The organism is Hymenobacter sp. (assembly GCF_035709525.1).
Lineage (GTDB): Bacteria > Bacteroidota > Bacteroidia > Cytophagales > Hymenobacteraceae > Hymenobacter.
This window is the reverse complement of sequence record NZ_DASTEP010000234.1, coordinates 40,747-66,492: the sequence shown is the minus strand read 5'-3', so window position 1 is coordinate 66,492 and position 25,746 is coordinate 40,747. Positions and strand designations below refer to the sequence as shown.

Here is a 25,746-nt window from a genome sequence, read left to right as displayed (position 1 = left end):
CTTCGACTCCGCTGCGCTCCGCTCAGTATGACGGGCGGGAGCAGGCTACAAAGCTAGTACTCAAAGAGACTAATTAATGTACCAACATCAATCTAATCGAGAAAGTTTGTCTTGGTCAGCTGCTCGCTCATCTCCCAAAGGCGGCGGTTGTTGGCGGGCGTGTTGAAATCACTTTTCACTGGCTCTAGCTTTTTCTTGCTGAAAAAACCGCCGCTCACGGTGGCCACTTTATCATCGGTAGCGAGGAAAATGCTGGTTTGCGCGCCCTTCTCGGGCGAAATCATGAAGGGGCGCCCCAAGCTGAGCGCGAAGCCCACGATGCCGCCCGTCTGCTTGCCGTAGCCGGTGGCCACTGCGCCGGGGTGCAGGCAATTGGTCGTGACATTGGTGATGCCGTGGGTACGCAGGCGCTCGGCCAGCTCCTGCGTGAACATGATGTTCCAGAGCTTGGTAGTGCCGTACTCCCACACCGGGCTGTAGTCGCGCTCCGACTGAATATCATCGAGCGTAGGTTTGGAGAAGCGGTAAGCCATCGACGCTACGTTGACGATGCGGGCGGCGGGGCTTTTTTGCAGCAAATCGAGCAGCAGGCTCGTCAGCAAAAACGGCCCCAGGTGGTTGGTAGCCAGCGTCATCTCGTAGCCATCGGCCGACAGCTCACGCTCGGCCCCGAACATGAGGCCGGCGTTGTTCACCAGCACGTCAAGGCGCGGGTACTTGGCGTGGATTTCGGCGGCCACATCGCGCACCTGCTGCATCGCCGAGAGGTCGGCCAGCACCACGTCCACGCGCTCGTTGCCGGTAGCGGCCACGATGGCGCGCTGCGTTTTCTCGGCCTTGGCGCGGTTGCGGGCCAGGATGATGACGTGCGCGCCCTGCCGGGCCAGCTCGCGGGCCGTTACCTCGCCGATGCCGGAGGTAGCGCCGGTCACGAGGATGATTTTGTCTTGAATGTCAGGCATAAGATGAAGAGAATGAGCACGGCTATACGCAAGCCTGCCTTTGCCTGACGGAGCGGCTCCGCATTTGTTTTAGAGCAACTTTCAAATCGGCGTAGAGACGCATATTTGCGTCTCGCGTTAGACGGGCTGAATAACGCGAGACGCAAGTATGCGTCTGTACACCTGCCGGCTATAATCCGATTCAGAAATTACTGTGTGCTAACGAATAGCCTTTGGCCGCTGTGGCCGGGGCAACGCCGCCAAATACTGCTGCACGTAGTGGTTCTTAGGAAAAAAGCGCAGCGTGCGCTGCCCGAAATAGCGGCACAGCTTGGTGTTGTGCAGGTTGGCGAAGCACTCGGTCTGGTACTGCAAAATCTGCTCACGCAACGGCGCATTTTGAGCGGCGGCTTCGGGCATGGTTTGCAAAGCGGCGGCCGCCCGCGATAGGTTGTAGGACGCCCCCGCCCACTGCTGGGCATCGAGCTGGAGCGTGGCCAGCTTGAAATACGATTCCAGAAAAGGCAGATAAACCGTGACGGTGTGCTCGTTTTCGCGGCCGTAGGCATCGAGCAGCGCGATGAGCCGCTGATACACGGGGTAGCTTTGCTCCCGAGTAGCTTCGTTGCGGTACAGGGCGCGGGCGTAGTGGTAGAGCACGGTCGGGTCGGCGGGCTCCAGCTTGGCTACCTCGGCCAGCACCGAAGTCGCGTAGTCCAGCTTGCCATCGGTGTAAGCCCGCTCCGATTCGGCCACTTCGATGGGGTGCGGCTCGGCCAGTACCAACGGTGGCTGCTGGCTGGGCGGCGGCACGCTGGCGGGCTTGCCCGCCAGGTCGGTACCCGAAAAATCGGCGTCGCTCAGTGGCCGGTCGTCGCCCACGTAATGAAAATTGTGTTTGGCGGCCGGAAACGCGGTATCGTCCTTGGCCTGGTACGACTGCGCGTGGCCGAGCCTCGGTAGCGCCAAAGTCAGCAGCAGTAAGAGTGTTTTCATGCCGAAATATATTCGGCCCGGCGCGCTCTGTGGGCCGCCGCCTAGCTTTGCGGTTGCTATGCCCGCGCTCTCCGTCGTCATCATCACCTTCAATGAGGAAGCCAACATCGGCCGCTGCCTGGCCGCGCTCGGCGACGTGGCCGATGAGGTGCTGGTAGTCGATTCCTTTTCGACCGATGGCACCGTGGCCATCTGCCAGCAGCACGGCGCGCGGGTGGTGCAAAACGCCTTTGCCGGCTACGTTGCGCAAAAAAACTTCGCCACCGCCCAGGCGCGCTTCGACCATGTGCTCCAGCTCGACGCCGACGAAGTGCTCACCGACGAGCTGCGCCAGAGCATCCGCGAGGTGAAGCAACACTGGCAGCACGCCGCCTACTCGCTGGCCCGCCTCACCAACTACTGCGGCAGCTGGGTGCGCCACGGTGGCTGGTACCCCGACCGCAAGCTGCGCCTCTACGACCGCCGCCTGGGCCGCTGGCAGGGTTTGCTGCTGCACGAGCGCTACGAGGTGCAGTCCGGCCACAGCACAGGCGCGCTGCGCGGCGATGCCCTGCACTACTCGTACCATTCCATCGCGCAGCACGTCAGCCAGCTCAACAAATTCACCAGCATCACGGCCCAGGAGCTGGCTTTGAAGGGCAAAACCAACGTCACGCTGTTTCATTTGCTGCTCAAGCCGCTCTGGAAATTCTGGCACGGCTACGTGTTTCGGCTGGGCTTTCTGGATGGCTTTGCCGGGCTCAGCATCGCCGCTATTTCGGCTTGGGGCGTGTTTCTGAAATTCGCCAAGCTCAAAACCCGCACCCAAGACGCCCCCGCCGCATGAGCCCGACCTTCCTCGTCTCGCGCACCGACGCCATCGGCGATGTGGTGCTGACTTTGCCGGTGTGCGGCTGGCTCAAGCAGCAGTATCCCGGCTGCCGGGTGGTGCTCATTGGGCGTGGCTACACGGCGGCCGTGGCAGCCGCCTGCCCCTGGGTCGATGAGTTTCTAGAGTTAGATAAGCGAATGGAAACGGGCGAGCTGCCCACCGAGCCGTTTTTGGCGCAGCTGCGCGGCTACGCGGCCGCTGCCATCGTCCACGTTTTTCCTAATAAGCTGCTGGCGCGACTGGCCAAAGAAGCCCGGATTCCCGTCCGCATCGGCACCCGCAACCGGCTGTTTCACTGGCTCACGTGCAACCGGCTGGTGGCCCTCAGCCGCCGCCACTCGCCGCTGCACGAGGCGCAGTTGAATCTGCAATTGCTGGCCCCGCTGGGCTACGCCGCCCCGCTCACCCTGCCCGAAGTAGCTGAGCTAGTGCGCCTCACGCCGGCCGTGCCGCTGGCTGCCCGCTGGCAGGCGCTGCTCGCCGAGCGGCAGCCCGGCCAACTCAACGTCATTCTGCACCCGCGCAGCCGGGGCAGTGCCCGCGAGTGGGGCCTGGATAACTACGGCGCGCTGGCGCGGCAGCTGCACGCGGCCGGGCACCGGGTTTTCGTTACCGGCACCAAAGACGAAGGCGCGGAGCTGGCCGCCGCCAACTGGCTGCGCGACTACCAGCCTTATTTATCGGCCGACCTCACCGGCGCTTTTGCGCTGCCCGAATTTATCGCCTTCATCGCCGCCGCCGATGGGCTTGTGGCGGGTAGCACCGGGCCGCTGCACCTGGCCGCCGCGCTGGGCCGCCACGCGCTGGGGCTGTACCCGCCCATTCGGCCCATGCACCCGGGGCGCTGGGGGCCGCTGGGGCCGCGGGCCGAGCACCTGGTTTTCGACCGGCCCGATTGCCAGGATTGCCGCGCCGCGCCGGCCGCCTGCACCTGCATCCGGGCCATTACTACGGCGGCGGCAATGGCCCGCGTGGCCGCTTGGTTGTAAATCAATGCAACCCGACAAGTTGTTTAATCCGTACTTGCACTGCTGTTCGGCGCGGGCGGGCTTTTTGGCCCGTGCAGGAAGATGAATTTTTGGTGAGCTTTGTGCGCGCCGGTTGTTTATTTGCCTGCCGCGTCGGCTCCTACTCGCACTGCTATTCTCTCGCACACATCTTTCTGTTTAACACCTACTCATGAGTGACGCTCCCGAACGGGTGAAGTTGAGCAAAGAGGAAAAAGACCGGCGCTTTCAGGCTGAGCTGATGCCGGTGCTCGACCCGCTCTACAACTTCGCCTACCGCCTGACGCTGGATGAGGACGACGCCAACGACCTCGTTCAGGAAACTTACCTCAAGGCGTACCGCTTTTTTGAGTACTTCGAGCCCGGCACTAATGCCAAGGCATGGCTTTTCCGCATCCTGAAAAACTCGTTTATCAACGATTTTCGGAAGAAAAGCAAGCAGCCCGCCAAGGTCGATTACAGCGAAGTTGAAGGCTATTACAACCCCGACGAAGTGGAGGGCGACGCTGATACTGGCGCCTCATCATCGGACCTGCGCCAGCAGTCGACCCGCGACCTTATCGGCGACGAAGTAGCCAGCGCGCTTAACTCGCTACCCGTTGATTTTCGGACAGTTATCATTTTGTGTGACCTCGAAGGCTTCACCTACGAGGAAATGGCCAAGGTGCTCGATATTCCAATTGGCACGGTGCGCTCGCGTCTGCACCGGGCTCGTAATTTTCTGAAAGAGAAGCTTGAAAAATACGCCACTTCGATGGGCTACGGGAACGATGAGGTGGATTCGGCAGTTGATGCCGCCGACAAGGACGAGGACAATGACTAACTTCTCGGCCGTATTTTTCACCTTCTAAAACCCCCTTCAGACTCCTTATGGAAGCCATTGCTACTACAACCAATTCATCGGCCTCTCTCGCTGCCGCCAGCGCCGAAGCCGATTGTGACCGCGTGAACATTGTATTAGACCAGCTTCTGGAGGGCCGGGCGCTCGACGAAGACGACGCCGATTACCTCATTCACCACGCCGACGACTGCTCGCCCTGCTTCGATAGCATCGCTAAGCAGCAGGTGTTCGTGGCCTTCGTCAAGCAGAAGGTAAACCACAAAGCCGCCCCTTCGGCCCTGCCGCACGCCATCATGGCGCGCTTGCACGCCGAAATGGCCTAGCTTTGTAGCCCTATGCAGGGCAAAATCATTGTATTCTCGGCTCCTTCGGGAGCTGGCAAGACGACTATCGTGCACCGACTCATGGAGTTAGTGCCTGACCTTAGCTTTTCTATCTCGGCCTGCACCCGCGACAAGCGGGGCAGGTCGGAGGTAAATGGCAAGGACTACCACTTCATCTCGGTCGAAGATTTTCAGGATAAAATCCGCCACGACGAGTTTGTGGAGTGGGAGGAAGTCTACGAGGGCGCGTTTTACGGCACCCTCAAATCTGAAATTGAGCGCATTTGGTCGCTGGGCAAGCACGCCATCCTTGATGTGGATGTGAAGGGCGGCCTCAGCATCAAGCAGTTCTACAAAGACCGGGCGCTGGCCATTTTCGTGCGGCCCCCGTCCATCGAAGCGCTGGCGCAGCGGCTCACGGCCCGCGCCACCGATTCCACGTCCAGTATTTCTTCGCGGGTGTACAAAGCCACGTTCGAGCTTGCCTTCGAGGACAAGTTCGACGAAGTGGTGGTGAACGACGTGCTGGAAGACGCCGTGGCCCAGGCCGAGCGGTTGGTGCGCAACTTCATTCAGCCCGAGGCCGAAACGGTATGAACCTGCCGGCCACCGAGCCAGTAGCCGGGGCCGCCGCGCTCCCGGCCGGCCCGCGCGTGGGGTTGCTGTTCGGGTCATTCAATCCCGTGCATACGGGCCATCTCATTCTGGCCGAGTACTTTGCTACCCGTACCGACCTGGCCGAAGTCTGGCTGGTAGTCTCGCCCCAAAGCCCCTTCAAAGTAGGGGAGGAGCTACTACCCGATATCGCCCGGCTAACCCTGCTGCAACTCGCCGTGGCCGACAACCCGCGCCTGCGCGCCGAGGATATTGAGCTGAGCTTGCCGCGCCCAAGCTACACCATCGCCACGCTCGACGCTCTGCGTGAGCGCCATCCCACCCACGATTTCGTGCTGCTGATGGGAGCCGACAACCTGCCCGGCCTACCCCGCTGGCGTGCCGCCGACCGCCTCCTAAGTGAGTTTGACCTCTACGTGTACCCGCGCCCTGGTACTGAGTTACCCAATTTGGCTGCGTTTCCGCGGGCGCGGGTGGTGAAGGCACCGTTGCTTGACGTATCGGCTACGTTTATTCGGGCTAGTATTCAAGCGCGGCAAAGTATTCGCTACTTGGTGCCAGCTGCGGTAGAGCAAGAAATCCTGAAACAGGGCTACTATAAGTGACGCTGGTAGCTCATCCGGTGTAGAGGCGCATCCTTGCGTCTCACGTCAGACGAGCCCAATAACAGCAGACGCGAGGATGCGTCTCTACACCTAACTTCAACAAAAAGAGGCGACTCCATGCGGAGTCGCCTCTTTTTGTTGAAGTGCCAAACGATTCAGACGGTCATAATTTCCGCTTCCTTCTTGGTCAGCAGCTTATCCACTTCCACGATGTGGGCGTCGGTGTACTTCTGAACTTTGGCTTCGGCGTCTTTCACAGCGTCTTCCGAAGCGCCGTCTTTTTGCAGCTTGCGCAGGGCTTCGTTCACGTCTTTACGGATGGCGCGCACGCGCACTTTACCGGCTTCCGACTCGTTTTTAGCCTGCTTCACGAGGTCGCGGCGGCGCTCCTCGGTCATGGGCGGGATATTGAGGCGCACGCCATCAGCGTCCGACATGGGGTTGAGGCCCAGGTCGCTGTTGCGGATGGCCTTCACGATTTCACCCACCATGTTTTTCTCCCAGGGCTTGATGTGCAGCGAGCGCGCATCGGGGGCCGATACGTTGGCCACCTGCGAGAGGGGCGTGGGCGAGCCGTAGTAGTCCACTTTCAGGCTGTCAAGCATGGCCGGCGAGGCCTTGCCGGCCCGGATGCGGGCCATTTCCACGCTCACGTGCGTCACGGCCTTGCCCATCGACTCCTCGGCGTCGTTCAGGTAAAATTGAATTTCTTCGTCCACTTCAGAAAAGAATTAAGAGTTTAAAAAGTGTAACTAGGCCTGGGTGGCGGGTTGCACGGTGGCGGTGCGGTCGCTTTTGCCGCTGCTGCTTACGAGCGTACCCAGGGGCTCGCCGGCCAGCAGGCGCTCCAGGTTGCCCTCGGTGTTCATATCGAAAACGATGATGGGCAGGTTGTTCTCCTTGCACAGCGTAAAGGCCGTCATGTCCATTACGCTCAGGCCTTTATCAATGGCCTGGTCGAACGAGATTTCCGCGAATTTGGTCGCCGTCGGGTCTTTCTCAGGGTCGGCGGTGTAAATGCCGTCCACCCGCGTGCCCTTCAGCACTACGTCGGCCTCAATCTCAATAGCGCGCAGCGAGGCGGCCGAGTCGGTGGTGAAGTACGGCGAGCCGATGCCGGCCCCGAAAATCACCACGCGGCCCTTTTCCAGGTGCCGCACCGCCCGCCGCCGGATATACGGCTCGCACACCTGCTGAATGGTGAGGCCCGACAGCAAGCGCGTGTTCACGTCCAGCTTTTCGAGGGCGCTCTGCAAGGCCATCGAGTTGATGACCGTGGCCAGCATGCCCATGTAGTCGCCCTGCACGCGGTCGAGGCCAAACGCCGCCGCCTGCACGCCCCGGAAGATGTTGCCGCCGCCAATCACCACGGCCACTTCCACGCCTTTGTCCACGATGGTCTTGATTTCGGTGGCGTACTGCATCAGCCGGTCGGCGTCGATGCCGTACTGCTGGTTGCCCATCAGCGACTCGCCGCTGAGCTTGAGAAGAATGCGTTTGTAAGTCAAGGTAAAAAAGCGGTTAAGGCTTTGTGAGTAAGTCTATAATTTTTGCCAGCGTCGTGCGCGTCTCCTCCTGAAAGGTTCTGTTTTCAGCCAATTCATGCCGAATCCCTGCAAATGATTGCCTGGTTTCCTCTTGGAAGAGTCTATTTTCAGCGAGGATAACAGCCGTTTCCTGTAGCAAACGCTCATTGCGCTGATTAGCAATCGTGAGTTCATCGACGCTTTTATGCAGAATGCGGGCTGTTTCATTGGCCAAGCGGCGCACGGCGGCAACTTCGGACTCCACCCGGTTCAGGTCGTTCTGTAAGCGCGCCAGTATCAACTGCTGGGTAGCCATAGCTTCGCGTAGCCGGCCCATCTCCTCAATGGTGCGGTCCTGCTTGTGCAGTAGCTCCACGATTATCTTTTCCAGTTGGTCGAAGCGGGTTTTGTCGTCCATAGCGCAGATAGGGAAAGAGTGTTAAGCGAACTGCACCAGCACCTGCCCTTTTTGCACGTTGGCGCGCAGGTCTACTTTCACGCTGCCGACCACGCCATCGGCGGGCGCTTTCAGGATGTTTTCCATCTTCATGGCTTCGAGTACCAGCAGCGGGTCGCCCTTTTGCACGGCCTGGCCGGGCTGCACCCGGATGTCCACGATGAGGCCCGGCATGGGCGCTTTCAGCTCGTTGACCTTGGCGGCGCTGGCGTTGCTGAGGCCCATTTGCTCGAGCAGGCGGTCGAAGCGGTCCTTGGCCTGCAACTCGATGCGCTGGCCGTTGACTTTGAGCACGAAGGTTTTGGCGGCGTAGTCGGCGCTCACCAGCTCGGCGCTGTACGACTTGCCGTGGTGCAGCACGTGGTAGCGGCCTTCGCCGAGCGCCACGATGTCCCAGGCAAAGGGCTGGCCATTAAGGAGTATCGAATTGGTGGCCTGGAAGTCCACCTCCCAGCCGTGAGCCGGGCCAGTGCTGATTTGAAGCATACGGGAACCGGCCATGTAAGCCGAAGCGGGGTTAAAGGTAAGTTAAATCGCCGTTTCGTGCGGAACTTGCTGCTTTGTTTTCGCGCTGTCTGTTACTATGAAATATTTTGTTGGTGCTGGTTTTCTAGGGCTTTGCCTGCTGAGTGCTCCTGCTTTTGGCCAAGCGGCCGGCGGCAAGGGCAAGGCCGCAACCCGGAAAAACAGCCCGGCCGTTACCGAGGCCGCGCCGGCTGTCAGCAGCATCACGGTGCCCTCGTGGCTGCCGCCCGAAGCTCCCGTGCGGCCCGCCGCCACGCTACTGCACGATGTGGTAAATACCAAGCTCGACGTGCGCTTCGACTGGACTCGGCAGTACCTGCTCGGCACGGCCGTGCTCACCTTGCGCCCGCACTTCTACCCGCAAAGCGCACTGGTGCTCGATGCCAAAGGCTTTGACATTAAAACCGTGCAGCTGGTAGGGGAGAAGGGTGATAAAACGCTGACGTATAAGTATGACAAAGCGCAGCTCACCATCTCGCTGGATAAAATCTACACCCGCGACCAGACGTATCAGGTCCGCATCGCCTACGTAGCCAAGCCCAACGAGCTGCCGCAGGGCGGTAGCGCGGCTATCACCTCCGACAAAGGCCTATACTTTATCAACCCGCTCGGCAAAGAGCCTAACAAGCCCCGTCAAATCTGGACGCAGGGCGAGACGCAAGCCAGCTCGTGCTGGTTTCCGACCATCGACCACCCAAACCAGCGCATGACGCAGGAGATTGCGCTGACGGTTGATAATCAGTATAAAACGCTGTCGAATGGTTTGCTGGTAGCTTCGCGCAAAAATGCCGACGGCACCCGCACCGATACCTGGCGCCAAACGTTGCCTGCCGCGCCCTACCTCACCATGCTCGCCGTGGGCGACTTCGCGGTGGTGTCCGACACATGGCACGGCAAGGCGGTTGACTACTATGTAGAGCCGCAGTATAAGAACACGGCCAAGGCGGTATTCGGCCACACGCCCGAGATGCTGGAGTTTTTCTCGAAACGCCTTGGGCTGGAGTTTCCGTGGGAGAAGTACGCTCAGATTGCCGTGCGCGACTACGTGAGCGGCGCGATGGAAAACACCACGGCTACCGTGCACGGCAGTACCATTCAGGCCACTACCCGCGAGCTGCTGGATAGCCAGTACGAAGGCTCGGAGGCGACTATTGCCCACGAACTATTTCACCACTGGTTCGGCGACTTGGTAACGTGCGAGTCATGGAGCAATCTGCCGCTCAATGAAAGCTTCGCCAACTACTCGCAGTACCTCTGGGCCGAGCACAAATACGGCCCCGACCAGGCAGCCCTCGTGCAGCAGCAAGACCTGGCGGCCTACCTCGAAGAAGCCAACGACAAGCGCGAGCCGCTCATCCGCTACCACTATCAGAGCCAGGAAGACATGTTCGACCGCCACTCGTACCAGAAGGGCGGGCGGGTACTGCACATGCTGCGCAAGTACGTGGGCGACGACGCTTTCTTCACGGCGCTCAGCCGCTACCTCGCCAAAAACAAGTACACAGCTGTCGAAATCAGCAAGCTGCGCGAAGCTTTCGAGGAAACGACCGGCGAAGATTTGACCTGGTTTTTCGACCAGTGGTTTATGCAGCGCGGCCACCCCGAACTGAAAGTCACCCACTCGTACAGCAACGGCCAGCTGCTGCTGCGCGTGCGCCAGGTGCAGGATACAGTGTTTCAGCCCATCTACCGGCTACCCGTCACCATCACCGTGTGGCAGAAGGACAAGGCTATCGACCACCGCATTACCGTCACTAAAACTGACGAGACGTTCTCCTTCATCGCCGCCGACCGGCCGAGCCTGGTGAAGTTCGACAGTGAGGCGCAGTTGCTGGGTGAAATCGACGAGGAGCGCTCAACCGAGGAACTGGTGTTCCAGTTCTACCATGCCCGCAACTACTTGCAGCGCGCCGAACCGCTGGAAATGCTGCACAATAAGGCCGCCGATGCCGGCGTGAGCGGCATGTACCGCAACGCCTTGCAGGATAATTTCTACGCCATCCGCCGCTCGGCCCTCGACCACCTGCGCGCCTACAAGGGCACCGCCCCTACGGCCGTGCGCAGCGAAATCCAGCACTTTGCCACCGCCGACCCAAGTAGCGCCGTGCGGGCGCAGGCCATCACCACGCTCTCCTTTTTCGCCAGCGAAAACTATAGCACCGTGTACCAGGCCGCGCTGCGCGATAGCTCCTACCTGGTAGAGGCCGCCGCCGTGGCCGCCATTGCCAAGTCGCCGACGCCCGCCGCCTTGCAGCAGGTAGCCGCGCTCGACAATACCAACAATACAACCCTGCTGGTAGCTATTGCCGACTGCTACGCCAAGGCTGGCACGATAGAGCAGTACCCATGGTTTCTGCGCCGCCTGCCCAACGTCAATGACCTCGACCTGTACGCCTACCTGCAGTCGTTCGGGGCCTTCATGGTACAGATGCCAGCCATCGAGCGCGAGAAGGGCGTGAAGACGCTGGAAACGCTGGCCCGCACGCACCCGCAGTACTACGTGCGCCTTGGGGCGTACAAAGGGCTGGTGACGCTGGCCGCTGGTACGCCCGCGCTCAAAGAAATTTTGCGGGATATTCGGGATAACGAAAAAGATGAGCGTTTAAAGGCGTATTACGGGATGATTTAAGTATCAAAATGTTAGCGGATAAATTCGGTGCTGGGATGAAATGGCTGAAATAAATTTTAAAACTTTTTCTGGCCTTGTACTTGCATTGTTCCGAAAAACCTGTACTTTTGCGTCTCAATTCGGGTAAACGACCAGGATGAAGCAAATGGGGGTATCGCATAGCGGCAATTGCGGGTGACTGTAACTCACCTCCTTCGGGTTCATAGGTTCGAGTCCTGTTACCCCCACATTTGAAAAAGTTTTAGACCAACTGCGGGAGTAGCTCAGCTGGTAGAGCGGCAGCCTTCCAAGCTGCAGGTCGCGGGTTCGAACCTCGTCTCCCGCTCTCGGTCAATACTTTAAAACACGTTTTAAGCCGTTTTAGCTCAGTGGTAGAGCACTTCCTTGGTAAGGAAGAGGTCATGGGTTCAAATCCCATAAATGGCTCAGCAAATACGGCGTTGCTTATCTTTGTGAGAAGAAGCGCCGGGTCAGCAATCGAAAGCGATACGCAGCACTCAAGCCTGAATTGGCCCAAGCTGGGTTTCGCTTTTCTTGTGTAGGGCCCTTTTTAGTTGCTTTTCAGTTTTTAATTCCCTCTTTTTTCTCAACTCTTTACAATGGCTAAAGAAAATTTCGACCGGTCGAAGCCGCACGTAAACATCGGCACCATCGGTCACGTTGACCACGGCAAGACGACCCTGACCGCAGCTATCACCACGGTGCTGGCTAACCAGGGCCTGGCTGAAAAGCGCGACTTCTCCTCGATTGACAACGCCCCCGAGGAAAAAGAGCGTGGTATCACCATCAACACTGCTCACGTAGAGTACGCTACCGCTAACCGTCACTACGCACACGTTGACTGCCCCGGTCACGCTGACTACGTGAAGAACATGGTAACGGGTGCTGCCCAGATGGACGGCGCTATCCTCGTAGTAGCTGCTACCGACGGCCCGATGCCCCAGACCCGTGAGCACATCCTGCTCGCTCGTCAGGTAGGTGTTCCTCAGCTGGTTGTGTTCATGAACAAAGTGGACATGGTGGATGACCCCGAGCTGCTCGAGCTCGTAGAAATGGAAATCCGCGAACTGCTGTCGTTCTACAACTTCGACGGTGACAACATCCCCGTTATCCAGGGTTCGGCCCTTGGCGGCCTGAACGGCGACGCCAACTGGGTTCCCAAAATCAACGAGTTGATGGACGCGGTTGACTCGTTCATTCCGATTCCTGCTCGTCTGACCGACCTGCCCTTCCTGATGCCGGTAGAAGACGTGTTCTCGATTACGGGTCGTGGTACTGTTGCCACCGGCCGTATCGAGCGCGGTATCATCAACTCGGGTGAGCAAGTTGACATCCTCGGCATGGGTGCCGAAGGCCTGAAGTCGACGGTAACGGGTGTGGAAATGTTCCGCAAAATCCTGGACCGTGGCGAGGCTGGTGACAACGTAGGTCTGCTGCTCCGCGGTATTGAAAAAGAAGCCATCCGTCGCGGCATGGTTATCTGCAAGCCCGGCTCGGTGAAGCCCCACCAGAAGTTCAAGGCTGAGGTGTACGTGCTCTCGAAAGAGGAAGGCGGCCGCCATACTCCTTTCTTCAACAACTACCGTCCGCAGTTCTACCTGCGTACCACCGACGTTACCGGCATCATCACCCTCCCCGAGGGCGTTGAAATGGTAATGCCCGGCGACAACATCACCATCACGGTTGAGCTCATCAACAAGGTGGCAATGGAGAAAGGCCTCCGCTTCGCTATCCGTGAGGGTGGCCGTACGGTAGGTGCCGGTCAGGTAACCGAAATCCTCGACTAGTTTTAGCGGAAACGCTAAATGCAAAAACGCCCCCGAGCAATCGGGGGCGTTTTTTTATAAAAAGTTGTTAACGCATTGTCTACAAGTTTGTAGTTTATTTGGCAAACTTTGCTTACCTTTGCACTCCCATTGACAAACAACGTCAATAAGGAGCCGCATACACGAGTGTAGTTCAAGGGTAGAATAGAGGTCTCCAAAACCTTTGATGGGAGTTCGAATCTCTCCACTCGTGCCACCTAGGGCCGCCGCTTGGCGGCTCTTTTTTACGCCGGTACCGGCTTGATTGCGACATGGCTAAGCTGAACAACTATTTCCGCGACACCATCGAGGAAATGCGTTACAACGTAACGTGGCCCTCGACCACCGAGCTGCAAAAGAGCGCCGGCCTGGTACTCATTGGTTCCCTGGTATTCGCTGCCGTAGTCGGCGTTATGGATGTGAGCTTTAACAAAGCTCTCGAAGCATTCTACCAGTCTTTCGCTCGCTAGGTTTATAAAGAATGGCAGAGCTAAAATGGTACGTGGTGCGCTCGGTGAGCGGCCAAGAGAAAAAGGCAAAGACCTACATGGAGACCGAAATCGGTCGCCACAACTTGCAGGACTTGCTGCCGCAAGTGCTGATTCCGGTTGAGAAGGTATTTGAGATGCGCAACGGCAAAAAGCGCGTGCGCGAGCGGAACCTGTATCCTGGCTACATCATCATTCACTCGGACGTAACGCACGGCGAGGTGCTGAACATCATCACCTCGACCCCCGGCGTAATTGGCTTCCTAGGCGATAAGGAAACGAAAACGGCCAACGCCAAGCCCGTTCCCCTGTCGATGAACGAAGTAAACCGCCTGCTGGGCGTAGTAGACGAGGCCGAGGAGAAATCAGCCGAAATCGAAACCCCTTTCACGGTGGGCGAACTGGTGAAGGTTATCGATGGTCCGTTCAACGGCTTCAGCGGCAACGTCAACGAAGTGTTCGAAGAGCGTAAGAAACTGAATGTTATCGTGAAAATTTTTGGCCGTGCCCAGCCCGTAGAGCTGAGCTACACGCAGGTCGAAAAAGAGTAGCTACTGTTATACGTCGCCTGATATCCACTCCGATTAGGCGGGGCTTCCACTAGGAGTTTTTTTTACTGAGGTTGGCGCGAGTTACGTCACGACAGCCACAGCTTTACACACCAAATGGCCAAAGAAATTAGAGGTTACCTGAAACTTCAGGTAAAGGGAGGCGCGGCGAATCCTGCCCCGCCAATTGGACCTGCGCTTGGTAGTAAAGGCTTGAATATCATGGAGTTTTGCAAGCAATTCAATGCGCGCACCCAAGATAAAGCTGGCCAAATCTGCCCCGTCCTGATTACGATGTACACCGATAAGTCTTTTGACTTCGTCATTAAGACTCCGCCGGTACCGGTTCTCCTCATGGATGCCGCTAAGTTGCAGAACGGTTCGAAAGAGCCGAACCGTAACAAAGTAGGCTCGGTGACCTGGGACCAGGTTCGTACCATCGCCGAAACCAAAATGCCCGACTTGAACGCTTTCAAAGTGGAGTCGGCCATGAAGCAAGTAGCCGGTACGGCTCGCAGCATGGGTATCACCGTGAAGGGCGACTCGCCTTTTGCTGAATAACTAACCGGAGGACATACACAATGGCAGCAATCAGCAAAAAGCGCAAGGAAGCCCTTGCCAAACACGACCTGACGCAGGTACGCAGCCTGCTCGAAGCCGCACAGGTAGTGAAGGACATCACCTTCACGAAGTTCGACGCTTCGGTTGACATCGACGTGCGCCTCGGCGTAGACCCCCGCAAAGCCGACCAAATGGTACGCGGTGTAGCCACCCTGCCCCACGGCACTGGCAAAACCGTTCGCGTGCTGGCTCTGGTAACTCCCGACAAGGAGGCCGAAGCTACCGCCGCCGGCGCTGACTTCGTGGGTCTGGACGACTACATCTCGAAAATCGAGAAAGGTTGGACCGACATCGATGTTATTATCACCATGCCTTCGGTAATGGCGAAAGTTGGCCGCCTAGGTCGCGTACTGGGTCCCCGTGGCCTGATGCCGAACCCCAAGTCGGGCACCGTAACCACCGACGTAGCCAAGGCTGTACAAGAAGTGAAAGCTGGTAAAATCGACTTCAAGGTTGACAAAACCGGTATCATTCACTGCTCGGTAGGTAAAGTATCGTTCGAGCCCAGCAAGCTGGCTGAGAACGCGCTGGAAGTAATTCAGACGCTCGGTCGCCTGAAGCCTTCTTCGTCGAAAGGCACCTACATCAAGAGCATCACCTTGAGCAGCACCATGTCGCCCGGCGTACCGGTTGACAGCACGGTTTCTTCCGCTAACTAATTAAACCAACCAGCCATGATTCGGGAAGATAAACAAGCCCTCGTGGATGAGTTGAGCGAGAAGTTCCAGTCGCACAACGCATTCTATATCGCCGATGCCTCGGGCATGTCGGTAGCCAAAATCAACGAATTCCGTCGCCTCTGCTTCAACCGTGGCATGGAGTTCAAAGTGTACAAAAACTCGTTCATCCGCAAGGCGCTCGACACCCTAGGTGGCGACACCAGCGAAATGGACGCGGCGCTGAAAGGCCAGTCGGGCGTACTGTTCTCGAAAGAGAGCGGCAACGCTCCCGCCAAGCTGCTGAAGGACTTCTACAAGTCGCAGGCTTACCCCCGCGGCGTAGAACCCAAGCCCGCGCTGAAAGGTGCCTACGTAGACGCTAGCATCTTCATCGGTGCTAACCAGCTCGAAGGCCTCACCACCATCAAAGGCAAGCAGGAACTGCTCGGTGAACTCATCGGCCTGCTGCAATCGCCCGCCAAAAACGTTATCTCTGCTCTGTCGAGCGGTGGTAATAAGCTGGCTGGCATCCTCAAAACGCTTTCCGAAAAAGAAGAAGCTGCAGGCTAACCGCTGCTCATCCTTTTCAACTTTCAATTTTCAATACAACCTTTTTTTAATAATCTACAGAAATGGCAGATTTGAAAGCCTTCGCTGAGCAGCTTGTTAGCCTCACCGTTAAAGAAGTAAACGAACTCGCAGGCATCCTGAAGGATGAGTACGGCATCGAGCCCGCTGCTGCTGCTCCCGTAATGGTAGCTGGTGGTGGTGCTGGCGCTGCTGCTGAGGCTCCCGAGGAGAAGACTTCGTTCGACGTAATCCTGAAAGCTGCTGGTGGCCAGAAGCTGGCAGTAGTTAAGCTGGTGAAAGACCTGACCGGCCTGGGCCTGAAAGAGGCTAAAGAACTGGTTGACGGTGCTCCCAAGCCCCTGAAAGAAGGCATCGCTAAGGACGAAGCCGAAGCTCTGAAGAAGCAGCTTGAAGAAGCTGGTGCTGAAGTAGAAGTTAAGTAGGTTCGCCTACGGGCTTGCTCCCGCAACGGATTAGGCCTGGCACGTAGCCAGGTCTTTTCCTGTTTGTAGAGAATAAGTTAAGAGTTGCAACCAAAAGCCGTTGCTTGGGGTTGTCTTACGCTAGCAGTTTTCTTCTCTGTTGCTTAAATGGAGCGAAGTGCAATGAAGGACCTTATCACGTTAAACGTCGCTGGAGTTTTGGACTCATTTGACAATCAACGTGGTAAGGTCCTTTCCTGCGCTTGTGACTGTTGAGTTTGTCTGAAGGCTTTGACCGTAGGTGCAGGTGTGAGAGCAAACTTCCAGACTCAACGCAACCAGAGAGTTAACGCGCGCAGCTAGAATAGCTTACGTGTACATTTTTAAAACCTTTCCAATTGGCTACACCGCAAGCAACTGAGGCCGCCGAAGTCAAACACCTGACTGGGGCCAGTGAGCGAATCAATTTCGCCAAGATTAAGAAAGTTATCGAGTACCCGGACTTCCTGGACGTGCAAGTGCAGTCGTTCCAGGAGTTCTTTCAGCTCGAAACTGCCGCCGCGAGCCGCACCAATGAGGGTTTGTTCAAGGTATTTGCCGAGAACTTCCCGATTTCGGATTCGCGCGAAAACTTCGTCCTGAACTTTATCGACTATCACGTTGACCCGCCGAAATACACGGTGGATGAGTGCATCGACCGCGGCCTGACGTACGCCGTGCCGCTGAAAGCGAAGCTGCAACTCATTTGCAACGATAAGGATAACGAGGACTTCCAGACCATTGAGCAGGAAGTTTTCTTGGGCAACATTCCGTACATGACGGAAAAAGGCTCGTTTGTTATTAACGGCGCTGAGCGCGTTATCGTATCGCAGCTGCACCGCTCGCCGGGCGTGTTCTTCGCCCAGAGCAAGCACACTAACGGTACGAAGCTGTATTCGGCCCGCATTATCCCGTTCAAAGGCTCGTGGATTGAGTTTGCCACGGACGTGAACAACGTGATGTACGCCTACATCGACCGGAAGAAGAAATTCCCGGTTACGACGCTGCTGCGTGCCATCGGCTACGGCACCGACAAGGACATTCTGGACTTGTTCGGCCTGAGCGAAGAGCTGAAAGCAGATAAGAAGACCCTCAAAAAGGCCGTTGGCCGCAAGCTGGCCGCCCGCGTGCTCCGCACCTGGACGGAAGACTTCGTGGACGAGGACACCGGCGAGGTAGTTTCTATCGACCGTAACGAAGTGTTGCTGGAGCGTGACTCGGTTATCGAGGAAGCTGATATCGACACTATCGTAGACGCGGGTGCCAAGTCGGTAATTCTGCACAAGGAGAATGTGAACATTGCGGATTTCGCAATCATTTACAACACCTTGCAGAAGGACAATTCGAACTCGGAGAAAGAAGCTGTTGAGCAGATTTACCGTCAGCTCCGTAACACGGAGGCTCCCGACGAAGAAACCGCCCGTGACATCATCCAGAAGCTGTTCTTCTCGGACAAGCGCTACGACCTCGGGGAAGTAGGCCGCTACCGGATTAACAAGAAGCTGCAAATCGACATGAGCCAAGAGGCTCGGGTACTGACGAACGAGGACATCGTGCTCATCGTGAAGTACCTGATTGGCCTCATCAACTCGAAGGCCATTGTCGATGACATTGACCACTTGAGCAACCGCCGTGTGCGCACGGTAGGGGAGCAGCTCTACGCCCAGTTCGGCGTGGGTCTGGCCCGTATGGCCCGTACCATCAAGGAGCGCATGAACGTGCGCGACAACGAGGATTTCAAGCCGGTTGACCTGATTAACGCCCGCACGCTGTCGAGCGTGATTAACTCGTTCTTCGGTACCAACCAGCTGTCGCAGTTCATGGACCAAACCAACCCGCTGGCCGAGGTGACGCACAAGCGTCGCGTATCGGCGCTCGGGCCGGGAGGTCTGTCGCGTGAGCGTGCTGGCTTCGAGGTACGTGACGTACACTACACGCACTACGGTCGCCTTTGCACCATTGAGACGCCGGAAGGCCCGAACATCGGGCTGATTTCGTCGCTCTGTGTACACGCTCGTGTGAACTCGATGGGCTTCATTGAGACGCCTTACCGGACGGTAAGCGCTGGCACGGTGGACATGACCGAGAACGTGAAGTTCCTGACCGCTGAGGAAGAGGATACGCACCACATCGCGCAGGCCAACTCGCTGCTGAGCAACGAGGGCAAGCTGACGCAAGAGCTGGTGAAGGGTCGCTTTGAAGGTGACTTCCCGGTAGTAGGCCCAGAGGAATACTCCTACATGGACGTGGCCCCGAACCAGATTGTATCGGTAGCTGCTTCGCTGATTCCGTTCCTGGAGCACGACGACGCCAACCGTGCGCTCATGGGCTCGAACATGCAACGCCAGGCAGTGCCGCTGCTCCGCCCGCAGGCCCCGATTGTGGGTACGGGTCTGGAAGGCCGCACGGCTATCGACTCGCGCGCGCTCATCATTGCTGAAGGCGATGGCGTAGTGGATTCGGTAGATGCTAACCGCATCATCATCAAGTACGACCTGAGCGACGACGAACTGTCGGTAAGCTTCGACGCGGACCGCAAGACGTACAGCCTCATCAAGTTCCGCCGTACCAACCAGGACACTTGCCTCAACCTCACGCCGCTGGTGAAAAACGGTGAGCGCGTAACCAAAGGCCAGGTGCTTTGCGAAGGCTACGGCACCAACCGCGGTGAGCTGGCCCTGGGCCGCAACATGCAGGTAGCGTTCATGCCGTGGCAGGGCTACAACTTCGAGGACGCTATCGTTATCTCGGAGCGCGTAGTTCGCGACGACATCTTCACTTCGATTCACATTGAGGAGTTTGAGCTGGAAGTGCGCGAGACCAAGCGCGGCGAAGAAGAGCTGACGTCGGAGATTCCGAACGTGAGCGAAGAAGCCGTGCGCAACCTCGACGACAACGGTATCATCCGCCTAGGTGCTGAAGTTCGCGAAGGTGACATCCTCATCGGTAAGATTACGCCCAAGGGCGAAACCGACCCGACCCCAGAAGAGAAATTGCTCCGCGCCATTTTCGGTGACAAAGCTGGCGATGTGAAGGATGCCTCGCTCAAAGCGCCGCCCTCATTGAACGGGGTAGTTATCGGCACCAAGCTGTTCTCGCGTCCCAAAAAGGACAAGAACTTGCGCGCTAAGTCGAAGAAAGAGGTAGAAGACCTGAAAGAAGGCTACGCTCGCGAACTGCGCGGCGTGAAGGCTATCATGATTGATAAGCTGGTAGCTTTGCTGGAAGGTAAAACCTCACAAGGTATCAAGCACCGCTTTGGTGATGAGGTACTTGCTAAGGGCGTGAAGTTTGGCCGGAAGAACATCAGCGAAGCGTTGTTCCCCGACAAAAACGCCTACCGCGACGAGAGCAACTACGCCGTGCCGGAAGAGGTGAACCTCTTCAAAGACCTGCAACTCGAAGGCTGGACGGCCGACGCCCGCGTGAATGAGATGCTTCAGCACCTCATCAAAAACTACGCGAAGCGCCGCAACACTATCACCGCCCGCTTCAAGCGCGACCGTTTCACGCTGGAGGTTGGTGATGAACTGCCTGCCGGCATTGTGCAGCTTGCCAAAGTATACATCGCCAAAAAGCGCAAGCTAAAGGTGGGTGACAAGATGGCCGGCCGCCACGGTAACAAAGGGGTAGTAGCCCGCATCGTGCGCGATGAGGATATGCCCTTCCTGCCCGACGGTACGCCGATGGACATCGTCTTGAACCCCCTAGGTGTACCAAGCCGCATGAACATCGGTCAGATTTACGAGACGGTACTTGGCTGGGCTGGCCTGAAGCTGGGCCGCACCTACGCTACGCCCATCTTCGATGGCGCTACGGAGGATGAGGTGTCGCGTGAACTGACCGAAGCTGGCCTGCCCGACTGGGGCCGTGCCTACCTGCACGATGGTCTCACGGGTGACCGCTTCGACCAGCCGGTAACCGTGGGTGTGATTTACATGCTCAAGCTCGGTCACTTGGTTGACGACAAGATGCACGCTCGTTCTATTGGGCCATACTCGCTCATCACGCAGCAGCCGTTGGGTGGTAAGGCGCAGTTCGGTGGCCAGCGCTTCGGCGAGATGGAGGTATGGGCACTGGAGGCCTTCGGTGCTTCCAACGTGCTGCAGGAAATCCTGACCATCAAGTCTGATGACGTGGTAGGCCGTGCCAAGGCATACGAAGCCATCGTAAAAGGTGACATTCTGCCCAAGCCGAATATCCCCGAATCGTTCAACGTACTGATTCACGAACTCCGTGGTCTGGCGTTGGAGATTTCACTGGACTAGGTTGATTGAATAGGTTGATTGTCGGTACGCGAGTGCTGACAACCAACTTTCAATCATTTCGCCCACAATAGAAATAAACAATAGATAGTCCCGCTGCAAAGCGCCCCGCTCACGATACTACTGCCCCGAGACAGGTCAGGGTAGCACAAGGTGGGAAGCGCGGCTGCCGAGGGGCAAAAACAAGACCTAGCGAAAAACTACTGCGTGGCGTACCTGTCCGACCCGCAGAGCACTTTTCGTAGCGTCGCACTGTTATGGCTCGCTATAACAGCAGAAATCAACCGCTAAAACCATTAGAATGGCTTTTGCAAAAAATAAGAAGTTAGTCCAAGACTTCTCTAAGGTTACTATCTCGCTGGCCTCTCCCGAAGGTATTCTGGAGCGGAGCACGGGTGAAGTAGTAAAGCCGGAAACGATTAACTACCGTACCTACAAGCCCGAAATGGGCGGCCTGTTCTGCGAGCGCATTTTCGGTCCCGTGAAGGACTGGGAGTGCCACTGCGGCAAATACAAGCGCATTCGCTACAAGGGCATCATCTGCGACCGTTGCGGCGTAGAGGTGACCGAGAAGAAGGTGCGCCGCGAGCGCATGGGCCACATTGAGTTGGTGGTGCCCGTAGCCCATATCTGGTACTTCAAGAGCCTGCCGAACAAAATCGGCTACCTGCTGGGCCTGCCCACCAAGAAGCTCGACCAGATTATTTACTACGAGCGCTACGTAGTGGTGCAGCCCGGCGTGCAAGCCGAAGAAGGTGTGCAGCAGCTCGACTTCCTCACCGAAGACGAGTACCTGGATATCATCGACAAGCTGCCCCGCGAAAACCAGATGCTGCCCAACGATGACCCGCAGAAGTTCATCGCCAAAATGGGTGCCGACGCGCTGCAAATGCTGCTCGAGCGCATCAACCTCGACGAGTTGAGCTACTCGCTCCGCGACTCGGCCGCGCACGAAACTTCGCAGCAGCGTAAGGCTGAGGCCCTGAAGCGACTGCGCGTAGTGGAAGCTTTCCGCGACGCCGCTACCCGCGTGGAAAACAAGCCTGAGTGGATGGTCATCCGCATGGTGCCAGTTATTCCGCCCGAACTGCGCCCGCTGGTGCCGCTGGACGGTGGTCGCTTCGCGACTTCCGACTTGAACGACTTGTACCGCCGCGTTATCATTCGTAACAACCGCCTCAAGCGCCTGATTGAAATCAAGGCTCCCGAGGTGATTCTGCGGAACGAGAAGCGCATGCTGCAAGAGGCCGTTGACTCGCTCTTCGACAACTCGCGCAAGGTGAATGCCGTGCGCGCTGAAGGCAACCGTGCTCTCAAGTCGCTGTCCGATATGCTGAAAGGCAAGCAAGGCCGCTTCCGTCAGAACCTGCTCGGTAAGCGTGTTGACTACTCGGGTCGTTCGGTTATCGTGGTAGGCCCCGAGCTGAAACTGCACGAGTGCGGCCTGCCCAAGAACATGGCGGCCGAGCTGTTCAAGCCGTTCATTATCCGCAAACTCATCGAGCGCGGTATTGTGAAGACGGTGAAGTCGGCCAAGAAAATCGTGGACCGCAAGGACGCCGTAGTGTGGGACATCCTGGAGAATGTGCTGAAAGGCCACCCGGTGCTCCTCAACCGTGCTCCTACGCTGCACCGCTTGGGTATCCAGGCGTTCCAGCCGCGCCTCATCGAGGGCAAGGCTATTCAGCTGCACCCGCTCGTTTGTACGGCCTTCAACGCTGACTTTGACGGTGACCAGATGGCTGTGCACGTGCCCCTCGGCCCGGCCGCTATCCTAGAGGCCTCGATGCTCATGCTGGCGTCGCACAATATCCTGAACCCCGCCAACGGCGCACCCATCGCGGTCCCGTCGCAGGACATGGTTCTGGGCTTGTACTACGTGACGAAGGGCAAGCGCTCGACGCCCGAGGAGACCATCCAGGGCGAAGGTCGCACGTTCTACTCCGACGAGGAGGTAGTGATTGCGCTCAACGAGAAGCAGTTGTCGAAGCATGCCTACATCAAGGTGAAAACCATGGTGCGCGACGAGAACGACGACCTCGTGCCCCGCATCATCGAAACCGTGGCCGGCCGCGTGCTCTTCAACCAGCTCGTGCCCAAGGAAGTAGGTTTCGTAGATGAGCTGCTGACCAAGAAGAAGCTGCAGCAGATTATCTCGATGGTGTTCAAGCGTACGGGCATGGCCCGCACGGCTGCGTTCCTCGATGATATCAAAACCCTCGGCTTCCAGTCGGCCTACAAAGGCGGTCTGAGCATGGGTCTGGGTGATATCCAGATTCCGAAAGAGAAGGACGAGCTTATCAAGCGCGCGCAGGCCGACGTAGCTGCCGTAACGCAGAACTACCAGATGGGTCTGATTACCAATAACGAGCGTTACAACGCCGTTATCGACGTCTGGACGAAAATCAACTCGCAGATTACGGAGACGCTGATGGGTCGCCTCGAAAAGGAGAACCAGGGCTTCAACTCCATCTACATGATGATGCACTCGGGCGCGCGTGGCTCGCGTGAGCAGATTCGTCAGCTCGGCGGTATGCGTGGCCTGATGGCCAAGCCCCAGAAGTCGCTGCAAGGTTCGGTAGGCGAGATTATCGAAAACCCGATTCTGTCGAACTTCAAAGAAGGCCTCGACGTAATCGAATACTTCATCTCGACGCACGGTGCTCGTAAAGGTCTGGCTGACACGGCAATGAAAACGGCTGACGCCGGCTACCTGACCCGCCGTCTGGTAGACGTGTCGCAGGACGTTATCGTGAACGAGCCGGATTGCGGCACGTTGCGCGGTACCGAAACCTTCGCCCTGAAAGACAACGAGGACATCGTGGAGCCGCTCTCCGAGCGTATTCTCGGCCGCACGGCCGTGCACGACATCATCGACCCGCTGACCGACGAGCTGATTCTGGCCGCTGGTGAGCAAATTACGGAGGAGACTACCCGCCGCATCGACGCTACCAGCATCGAGTCGGTAGAGATTCGCTCGGTGCTGACTTGCGAAAGCAAGCGCGGCATCTGCGCCAAGTGCTACGGCCGTAACCTGGCCACCGGCCGCATGGTGCAGAAGGGTGAAGCCGTGGGTGTTATCGCCGCGCAGTCGATTGGTGAGCCTGGCACGCAGCTGACGCTTCGCACGTTCCACGTAGGTGGTACGGCCTCTAACATTTCGGTAGAGCCGAACATTCGTGCCAAGTTCAACGGCGTGATTGAGTTCGAAGATATCCGCACCGTGGCAGGCGTCAACGCTGAAGGCGCTGGCACCAACGTAGTGATGGGTCGCTCGGGCGAAATTCGCATCGTGGAGAAAGGCACCGGCAAAGTGTTCATCGCCAACCACGTGCCTTACGGCTCTTTCTTGCTGGTGAAAGAAGGCCAGGAGGTAGAGAAGGGCCAGGAACTCGTAAACTGGGACCCGTACAACGCCGTTATTCTGGCCGAGTTCGATGGTACCATCCAGTACGATGCCATCACCGAAGGTATTACCTACCGCGAGGAGGCCGACGAACAGACGGGCTTCCGCGAGAAGGTGATTACCGAATCGAAGGACAAGGCGCAAAACCCGTCTATCATTCTGATTCCGGCCAAAGGTGCCGATGCCGACGCCAACAAGTCGTACTCGATGCCGGTAGGCGCTCACTTGAACGTCGAAAACGGCACGAAAGTGAAAGCCGGCCACATCCTGGCGAAGATTCCCCGCGCCGTGGGCAAAACCCGCGACATTACGGGTGGTCTGCCGCGTGTAGTAGAGTTGTTCGAAGCCCGCAACCCGTCGAACCCGGCGGTAGTATCGGAAATCGATGGCGTTATTACCTACGGCTCGGTGAAGCGTGGTAACCGCGAAATCTTCGTGGAGTCGAAAGACGGCGTGAAGCGGAAGTACATGGTGCCGCTGTCAAAGTTTATCCTCGTGCAGGACAACGACTTCGTGCGGGCCGGTGCCCCGCTCTCCGACGGTGCCATCACCCCGAACGACATCCTGAACATTCAGGGTCCGGGCGCGGTGCAGGAATACCTCGTGAACGAGATTCAGGAAGTATACCGCTTGCAGGGTGTGAAAATCAACGATAAGCACATTGAAGTTATCGTCCGCCAGATGATGCAGAAAGTGCTCGTGATGGACGCCGGCGACACGAGCTTCCTCGAAAACCAGCTGGTTGATAAGGGCTCGCTGATGGAAGAGAACGATGTTATCATCGACATGAAAGTGGTGGTAGATGCCGGCGATTCGTCGGAGCTGCGCCCCGGTCAGATTATCTCTTCCCGCAAGCTGCGCGACGAAAACTCGTCGCTCCGCCGCCGCGACCTCAAGCTGGCCGAAGTACGCGACGCCCAGCCCGCCGTGTCGAAGCCCACATTGCAAGGCATCACGCAGGCCTCGCTGGGTACTGCTTCGTTTATCTCGGCCGCTTCGTTCCAGGAGACGACCAAGGTGCTGAGCGAAGCCGCTATCCGTGGCAAAGCCGACGAGCTGCTGGGCCTGAAGGAGAACGTAATCGTAGGTCACCTCATCCCCGCCGGTACTGGCCTCCGCGAGTATCAGGGTATCGAGGTTACTTCGAAAGACGACCTGGCTGCCCGCCAGAACGCCGCTGCTGCCGAGCCGGCCGCGCCCACCAAGCGCGCCTCGCGTGCCAAGCGCGAGACCAGCGTTTCGGAATAACGAATGAAGTAGGTTTGTAAGAGAAACCCCCGGTTGGCGTAAAAGCCGGCCGGGGGTTTTTGTATGTTTGTTAAAAGTATCAAGCTAAGTAGCATATGAGCGAGCCTGTAAAACGCTACTCGTTAGTTTACTTTCTAGTTGGTTGCAGCATCTTATTATTTACTTGGTACATTCTACCGCTCGCGCATAGTGCGTTTCGAGCTTATTACGGAGACGATTATGACCACCGCGTTGTAGGACGTTTTGTTGTGCTCATTTCAATCCTGTCGAACGCACTTACATTCTATACATTCACTAATAAAAGCTGTGGATTGAGTAGATTATTTTTAATAGTATGTC

The 25,746-nt window shown here is 57.6% G+C and carries 22 protein-coding genes and 4 tRNA genes; 20 read left to right on the top strand and 6 right to left on the bottom strand.

Going from position 1 to position 25,746, the window contains the following annotated elements; all coding sequences use genetic code 11:
- Window positions 1-92: 92 nt before the first annotated feature.
- Both VFO93_RS20935 and VFO93_RS20930 read right to left on the bottom strand, forming a co-directional pair.
- Entirely contained in the window at window positions 93-962 is an 870-nt protein-coding gene (locus VFO93_RS20935) for an SDR family oxidoreductase (RefSeq protein ID WP_325136322.1), read from the bottom strand.
- Between the two features lie 198 nt (window positions 963-1,160).
- Window positions 1,161-1,937 (bottom strand): hypothetical protein, encoded by a 777-nt coding sequence (locus VFO93_RS20930; protein WP_325136321.1) that lies wholly within the window; start codon window positions 1,935-1,937, stop codon window positions 1,161-1,163.
- A 58-nt stretch (window positions 1,938-1,995) separates the two neighbouring features.
- Between VFO93_RS20930 and VFO93_RS20925 the strand changes: the two genes are divergently transcribed.
- From VFO93_RS20925 to nadD, 6 genes are all read left to right on the top strand, one after another.
- Complete coding sequence (locus tag VFO93_RS20925; protein ID WP_325136320.1) at window positions 1,996-2,763, top strand: glycosyltransferase family 2 protein; 768 nt, start codon at window positions 1,996-1,998, stop codon at window positions 2,761-2,763.
- Complete coding sequence (locus VFO93_RS20920) at window positions 2,760-3,797, top strand: glycosyltransferase family 9 protein (RefSeq protein ID WP_325136319.1); 1,038 nt, start codon at window positions 2,760-2,762, stop codon at window positions 3,795-3,797. The genes VFO93_RS20925 and VFO93_RS20920 overlap by 4 nt, the downstream gene beginning before the upstream one ends.
- A gap of 190 nt (window positions 3,798-3,987) precedes the next feature.
- Entirely contained in the window at window positions 3,988-4,638 is a 651-nt protein-coding gene (locus VFO93_RS20915; protein WP_325136318.1) for a sigma-70 family RNA polymerase sigma factor, read from the top strand.
- Between the two features lie 47 nt (window positions 4,639-4,685).
- Entirely contained in the window at window positions 4,686-4,979 is a 294-nt protein-coding gene (locus VFO93_RS20910; RefSeq protein ID WP_325136317.1) for a hypothetical protein, read from the top strand.
- 12 nt (window positions 4,980-4,991) lie between these two features.
- Window positions 4,992-5,576, top strand: a complete 585-nt coding sequence (gene gmk / locus VFO93_RS20905; RefSeq protein WP_325136316.1) for a guanylate kinase — start codon at window positions 4,992-4,994, stop codon at window positions 5,574-5,576.
- A complete protein-coding gene (gene nadD / locus VFO93_RS20900) occupies window positions 5,573-6,199 on the top strand; it encodes a nicotinate (nicotinamide) nucleotide adenylyltransferase (RefSeq protein WP_325136315.1) in 627 nt (208 codons plus the stop codon). Before gmk ends, nadD begins: the two co-directional genes overlap by 4 nt.
- A gap of 155 nt (window positions 6,200-6,354) precedes the next feature.
- On the opposite strand, the gene frr is transcribed toward nadD, so the two are convergent.
- From frr to VFO93_RS20880, 4 genes are read right to left on the bottom strand one after another with little or no spacing between them, the layout of a single operon-like run.
- A complete protein-coding gene (frr, locus tag VFO93_RS20895) occupies window positions 6,355-6,918 on the bottom strand; it encodes a ribosome recycling factor (protein WP_325136314.1) in 564 nt (187 codons plus the stop codon).
- A 33-nt stretch (window positions 6,919-6,951) separates the two neighbouring features.
- A complete protein-coding gene (gene pyrH / locus VFO93_RS20890; RefSeq protein ID WP_325136313.1) occupies window positions 6,952-7,707 on the bottom strand; it encodes a UMP kinase in 756 nt (251 codons plus the stop codon).
- A 13-nt stretch (window positions 7,708-7,720) separates the two neighbouring features.
- A complete protein-coding gene (locus tag VFO93_RS20885) occupies window positions 7,721-8,143 on the bottom strand; it encodes a hypothetical protein (protein ID WP_325136312.1) in 423 nt (140 codons plus the stop codon).
- Window positions 8,144-8,164: 21 nt separating this feature from the next.
- The gene (locus tag VFO93_RS20880) at window positions 8,165-8,683 is read right to left on the bottom strand and encodes a biotin/lipoyl-containing protein (protein WP_325136311.1); all 519 of its coding nucleotides are present in this window, start codon (window positions 8,681-8,683) and stop codon (window positions 8,165-8,167) included.
- An 82-nt stretch (window positions 8,684-8,765) separates the two neighbouring features.
- Between VFO93_RS20880 and VFO93_RS20875 the strand changes: the two genes are divergently transcribed.
- The 14 genes from VFO93_RS20875 (at window position 8,766) to rpoC (ending at window position 25,407) form a co-directional block, all read left to right on the top strand.
- Window positions 8,766-11,336 carry a M1 family aminopeptidase gene (locus tag VFO93_RS20875; protein ID WP_325136310.1) on the top strand — a complete coding sequence of 857 codons (2,571 nt, stop codon included), beginning with the start codon at window positions 8,766-8,768 and terminating at the stop codon, window positions 11,334-11,336.
- 147 nt (window positions 11,337-11,483) lie between these two features.
- Window positions 11,484-11,563 (top strand) — tRNA-Tyr (locus VFO93_RS20870).
- Window positions 11,564-11,588: 25 nt separating this feature from the next.
- Window positions 11,589-11,661, top strand: a tRNA-Gly gene (locus tag VFO93_RS20865).
- A 29-nt stretch (window positions 11,662-11,690) separates the two neighbouring features.
- Window positions 11,691-11,762: transfer RNA gene (locus VFO93_RS20860), tRNA-Thr, on the top strand.
- Between the two features lie 173 nt (window positions 11,763-11,935).
- A complete protein-coding gene (tuf, locus tag VFO93_RS20855; RefSeq protein WP_144846808.1) occupies window positions 11,936-13,123 on the top strand; it encodes an elongation factor Tu in 1,188 nt (395 codons plus the stop codon).
- Window positions 13,124-13,284: 161 nt separating this feature from the next.
- Window positions 13,285-13,358: transfer RNA gene (locus tag VFO93_RS20850), tRNA-Trp, on the top strand.
- Between the two features lie 55 nt (window positions 13,359-13,413).
- Window positions 13,414-13,611 carry a preprotein translocase subunit SecE gene (gene secE / locus VFO93_RS20845; protein WP_325136309.1) on the top strand — a complete coding sequence of 66 codons (198 nt, stop codon included), beginning with the start codon at window positions 13,414-13,416 and terminating at the stop codon, window positions 13,609-13,611.
- An 11-nt stretch (window positions 13,612-13,622) separates the two neighbouring features.
- Window positions 13,623-14,180: a transcription termination/antitermination protein NusG gene (nusG, locus tag VFO93_RS20840; RefSeq protein WP_325136308.1), complete on the top strand. Its 558-nt coding sequence runs from the start codon at window positions 13,623-13,625 to the stop codon at window positions 14,178-14,180.
- A gap of 114 nt (window positions 14,181-14,294) precedes the next feature.
- Window positions 14,295-14,738 (top strand): 50S ribosomal protein L11, encoded by a 444-nt coding sequence (gene rplK, locus VFO93_RS20835; protein WP_208131242.1) that lies wholly within the window; start codon window positions 14,295-14,297, stop codon window positions 14,736-14,738.
- 20 nt (window positions 14,739-14,758) lie between these two features.
- Complete coding sequence (gene rplA / locus VFO93_RS20830) at window positions 14,759-15,457, top strand: 50S ribosomal protein L1 (RefSeq protein WP_198990950.1); 699 nt, start codon at window positions 14,759-14,761, stop codon at window positions 15,455-15,457.
- A 15-nt stretch (window positions 15,458-15,472) separates the two neighbouring features.
- Window positions 15,473-16,027 (top strand): 50S ribosomal protein L10, encoded by a 555-nt coding sequence (gene rplJ / locus VFO93_RS20825; protein ID WP_325136307.1) that lies wholly within the window; start codon window positions 15,473-15,475, stop codon window positions 16,025-16,027.
- 62 nt (window positions 16,028-16,089) lie between these two features.
- Window positions 16,090-16,470, top strand: coding sequence for a 50S ribosomal protein L7/L12 (gene rplL / locus VFO93_RS20820; RefSeq protein ID WP_144846826.1), 381 nt, complete (start codon window positions 16,090-16,092; stop codon window positions 16,468-16,470).
- A 419-nt stretch (window positions 16,471-16,889) separates the two neighbouring features.
- Window positions 16,890-20,756: a DNA-directed RNA polymerase subunit beta gene (rpoB, locus tag VFO93_RS20815; protein WP_325136323.1), complete on the top strand. Its 3,867-nt coding sequence runs from the start codon at window positions 16,890-16,892 to the stop codon at window positions 20,754-20,756.
- Window positions 20,757-21,054: 298 nt separating this feature from the next.
- The gene (rpoC, locus tag VFO93_RS20810) at window positions 21,055-25,407 is read left to right on the top strand and encodes a DNA-directed RNA polymerase subunit beta' (RefSeq protein ID WP_325136305.1); all 4,353 of its coding nucleotides are present in this window, start codon (window positions 21,055-21,057) and stop codon (window positions 25,405-25,407) included.
- Window positions 25,408-25,746: the final 339 nt, after the last annotated feature.

Coding starts and splice junctions, on each gene's coding strand:
- nadD (WP_325136315.1), top strand. CDS start 5,573: ATGAACCTGCCGGCCACCGAGCCAGTAGCCGGGGCCGCCGCGCTCCCG.
- VFO93_RS20910 (WP_325136317.1), top strand. CDS start 4,686: ATGGAAGCCATTGCTACTACAACCAATTCATCGGCCTCTCTCGCTGCC.
- VFO93_RS20920 (WP_325136319.1), top strand. CDS start 2,760: ATGAGCCCGACCTTCCTCGTCTCGCGCACCGACGCCATCGGCGATGTG.
- VFO93_RS20880 (WP_325136311.1), bottom strand. CDS start 8,683: ATGGCCGGTTCCCGTATGCTTCAAATCAGCACTGGCCCGGCTCACGGC.
- nusG (WP_325136308.1), top strand. CDS start 13,623: ATGGCAGAGCTAAAATGGTACGTGGTGCGCTCGGTGAGCGGCCAAGAG.
- secE (WP_325136309.1), top strand. CDS start 13,414: ATGGCTAAGCTGAACAACTATTTCCGCGACACCATCGAGGAAATGCGT.
- rplK (WP_208131242.1), top strand. CDS start 14,295: ATGGCCAAAGAAATTAGAGGTTACCTGAAACTTCAGGTAAAGGGAGGC.
- rplA (WP_198990950.1), top strand. CDS start 14,759: ATGGCAGCAATCAGCAAAAAGCGCAAGGAAGCCCTTGCCAAACACGAC.
- gmk (WP_325136316.1), top strand. CDS start 4,992: ATGCAGGGCAAAATCATTGTATTCTCGGCTCCTTCGGGAGCTGGCAAG.
- VFO93_RS20925 (WP_325136320.1), top strand. CDS start 1,996: ATGCCCGCGCTCTCCGTCGTCATCATCACCTTCAATGAGGAAGCCAAC.
- tuf (WP_144846808.1), top strand. CDS start 11,936: ATGGCTAAAGAAAATTTCGACCGGTCGAAGCCGCACGTAAACATCGGC.
- rpoC (WP_325136305.1), top strand. CDS start 21,055: ATGGCTTTTGCAAAAAATAAGAAGTTAGTCCAAGACTTCTCTAAGGTT.
- VFO93_RS20885 (WP_325136312.1), bottom strand. CDS start 8,143: ATGGACGACAAAACCCGCTTCGACCAACTGGAAAAGATAATCGTGGAG.
- VFO93_RS20930 (WP_325136321.1), bottom strand. CDS start 1,937: ATGAAAACACTCTTACTGCTGCTGACTTTGGCGCTACCGAGGCTCGGC.
- VFO93_RS20915 (WP_325136318.1), top strand. CDS start 3,988: ATGAGTGACGCTCCCGAACGGGTGAAGTTGAGCAAAGAGGAAAAAGAC.
- rplL (WP_144846826.1), top strand. CDS start 16,090: ATGGCAGATTTGAAAGCCTTCGCTGAGCAGCTTGTTAGCCTCACCGTT.
- rplJ (WP_325136307.1), top strand. CDS start 15,473: ATGATTCGGGAAGATAAACAAGCCCTCGTGGATGAGTTGAGCGAGAAG.
- VFO93_RS20935 (WP_325136322.1), bottom strand. CDS start 962: ATGCCTGACATTCAAGACAAAATCATCCTCGTGACCGGCGCTACCTCC.
- VFO93_RS20875 (WP_325136310.1), top strand. CDS start 8,766: ATGAAATATTTTGTTGGTGCTGGTTTTCTAGGGCTTTGCCTGCTGAGT.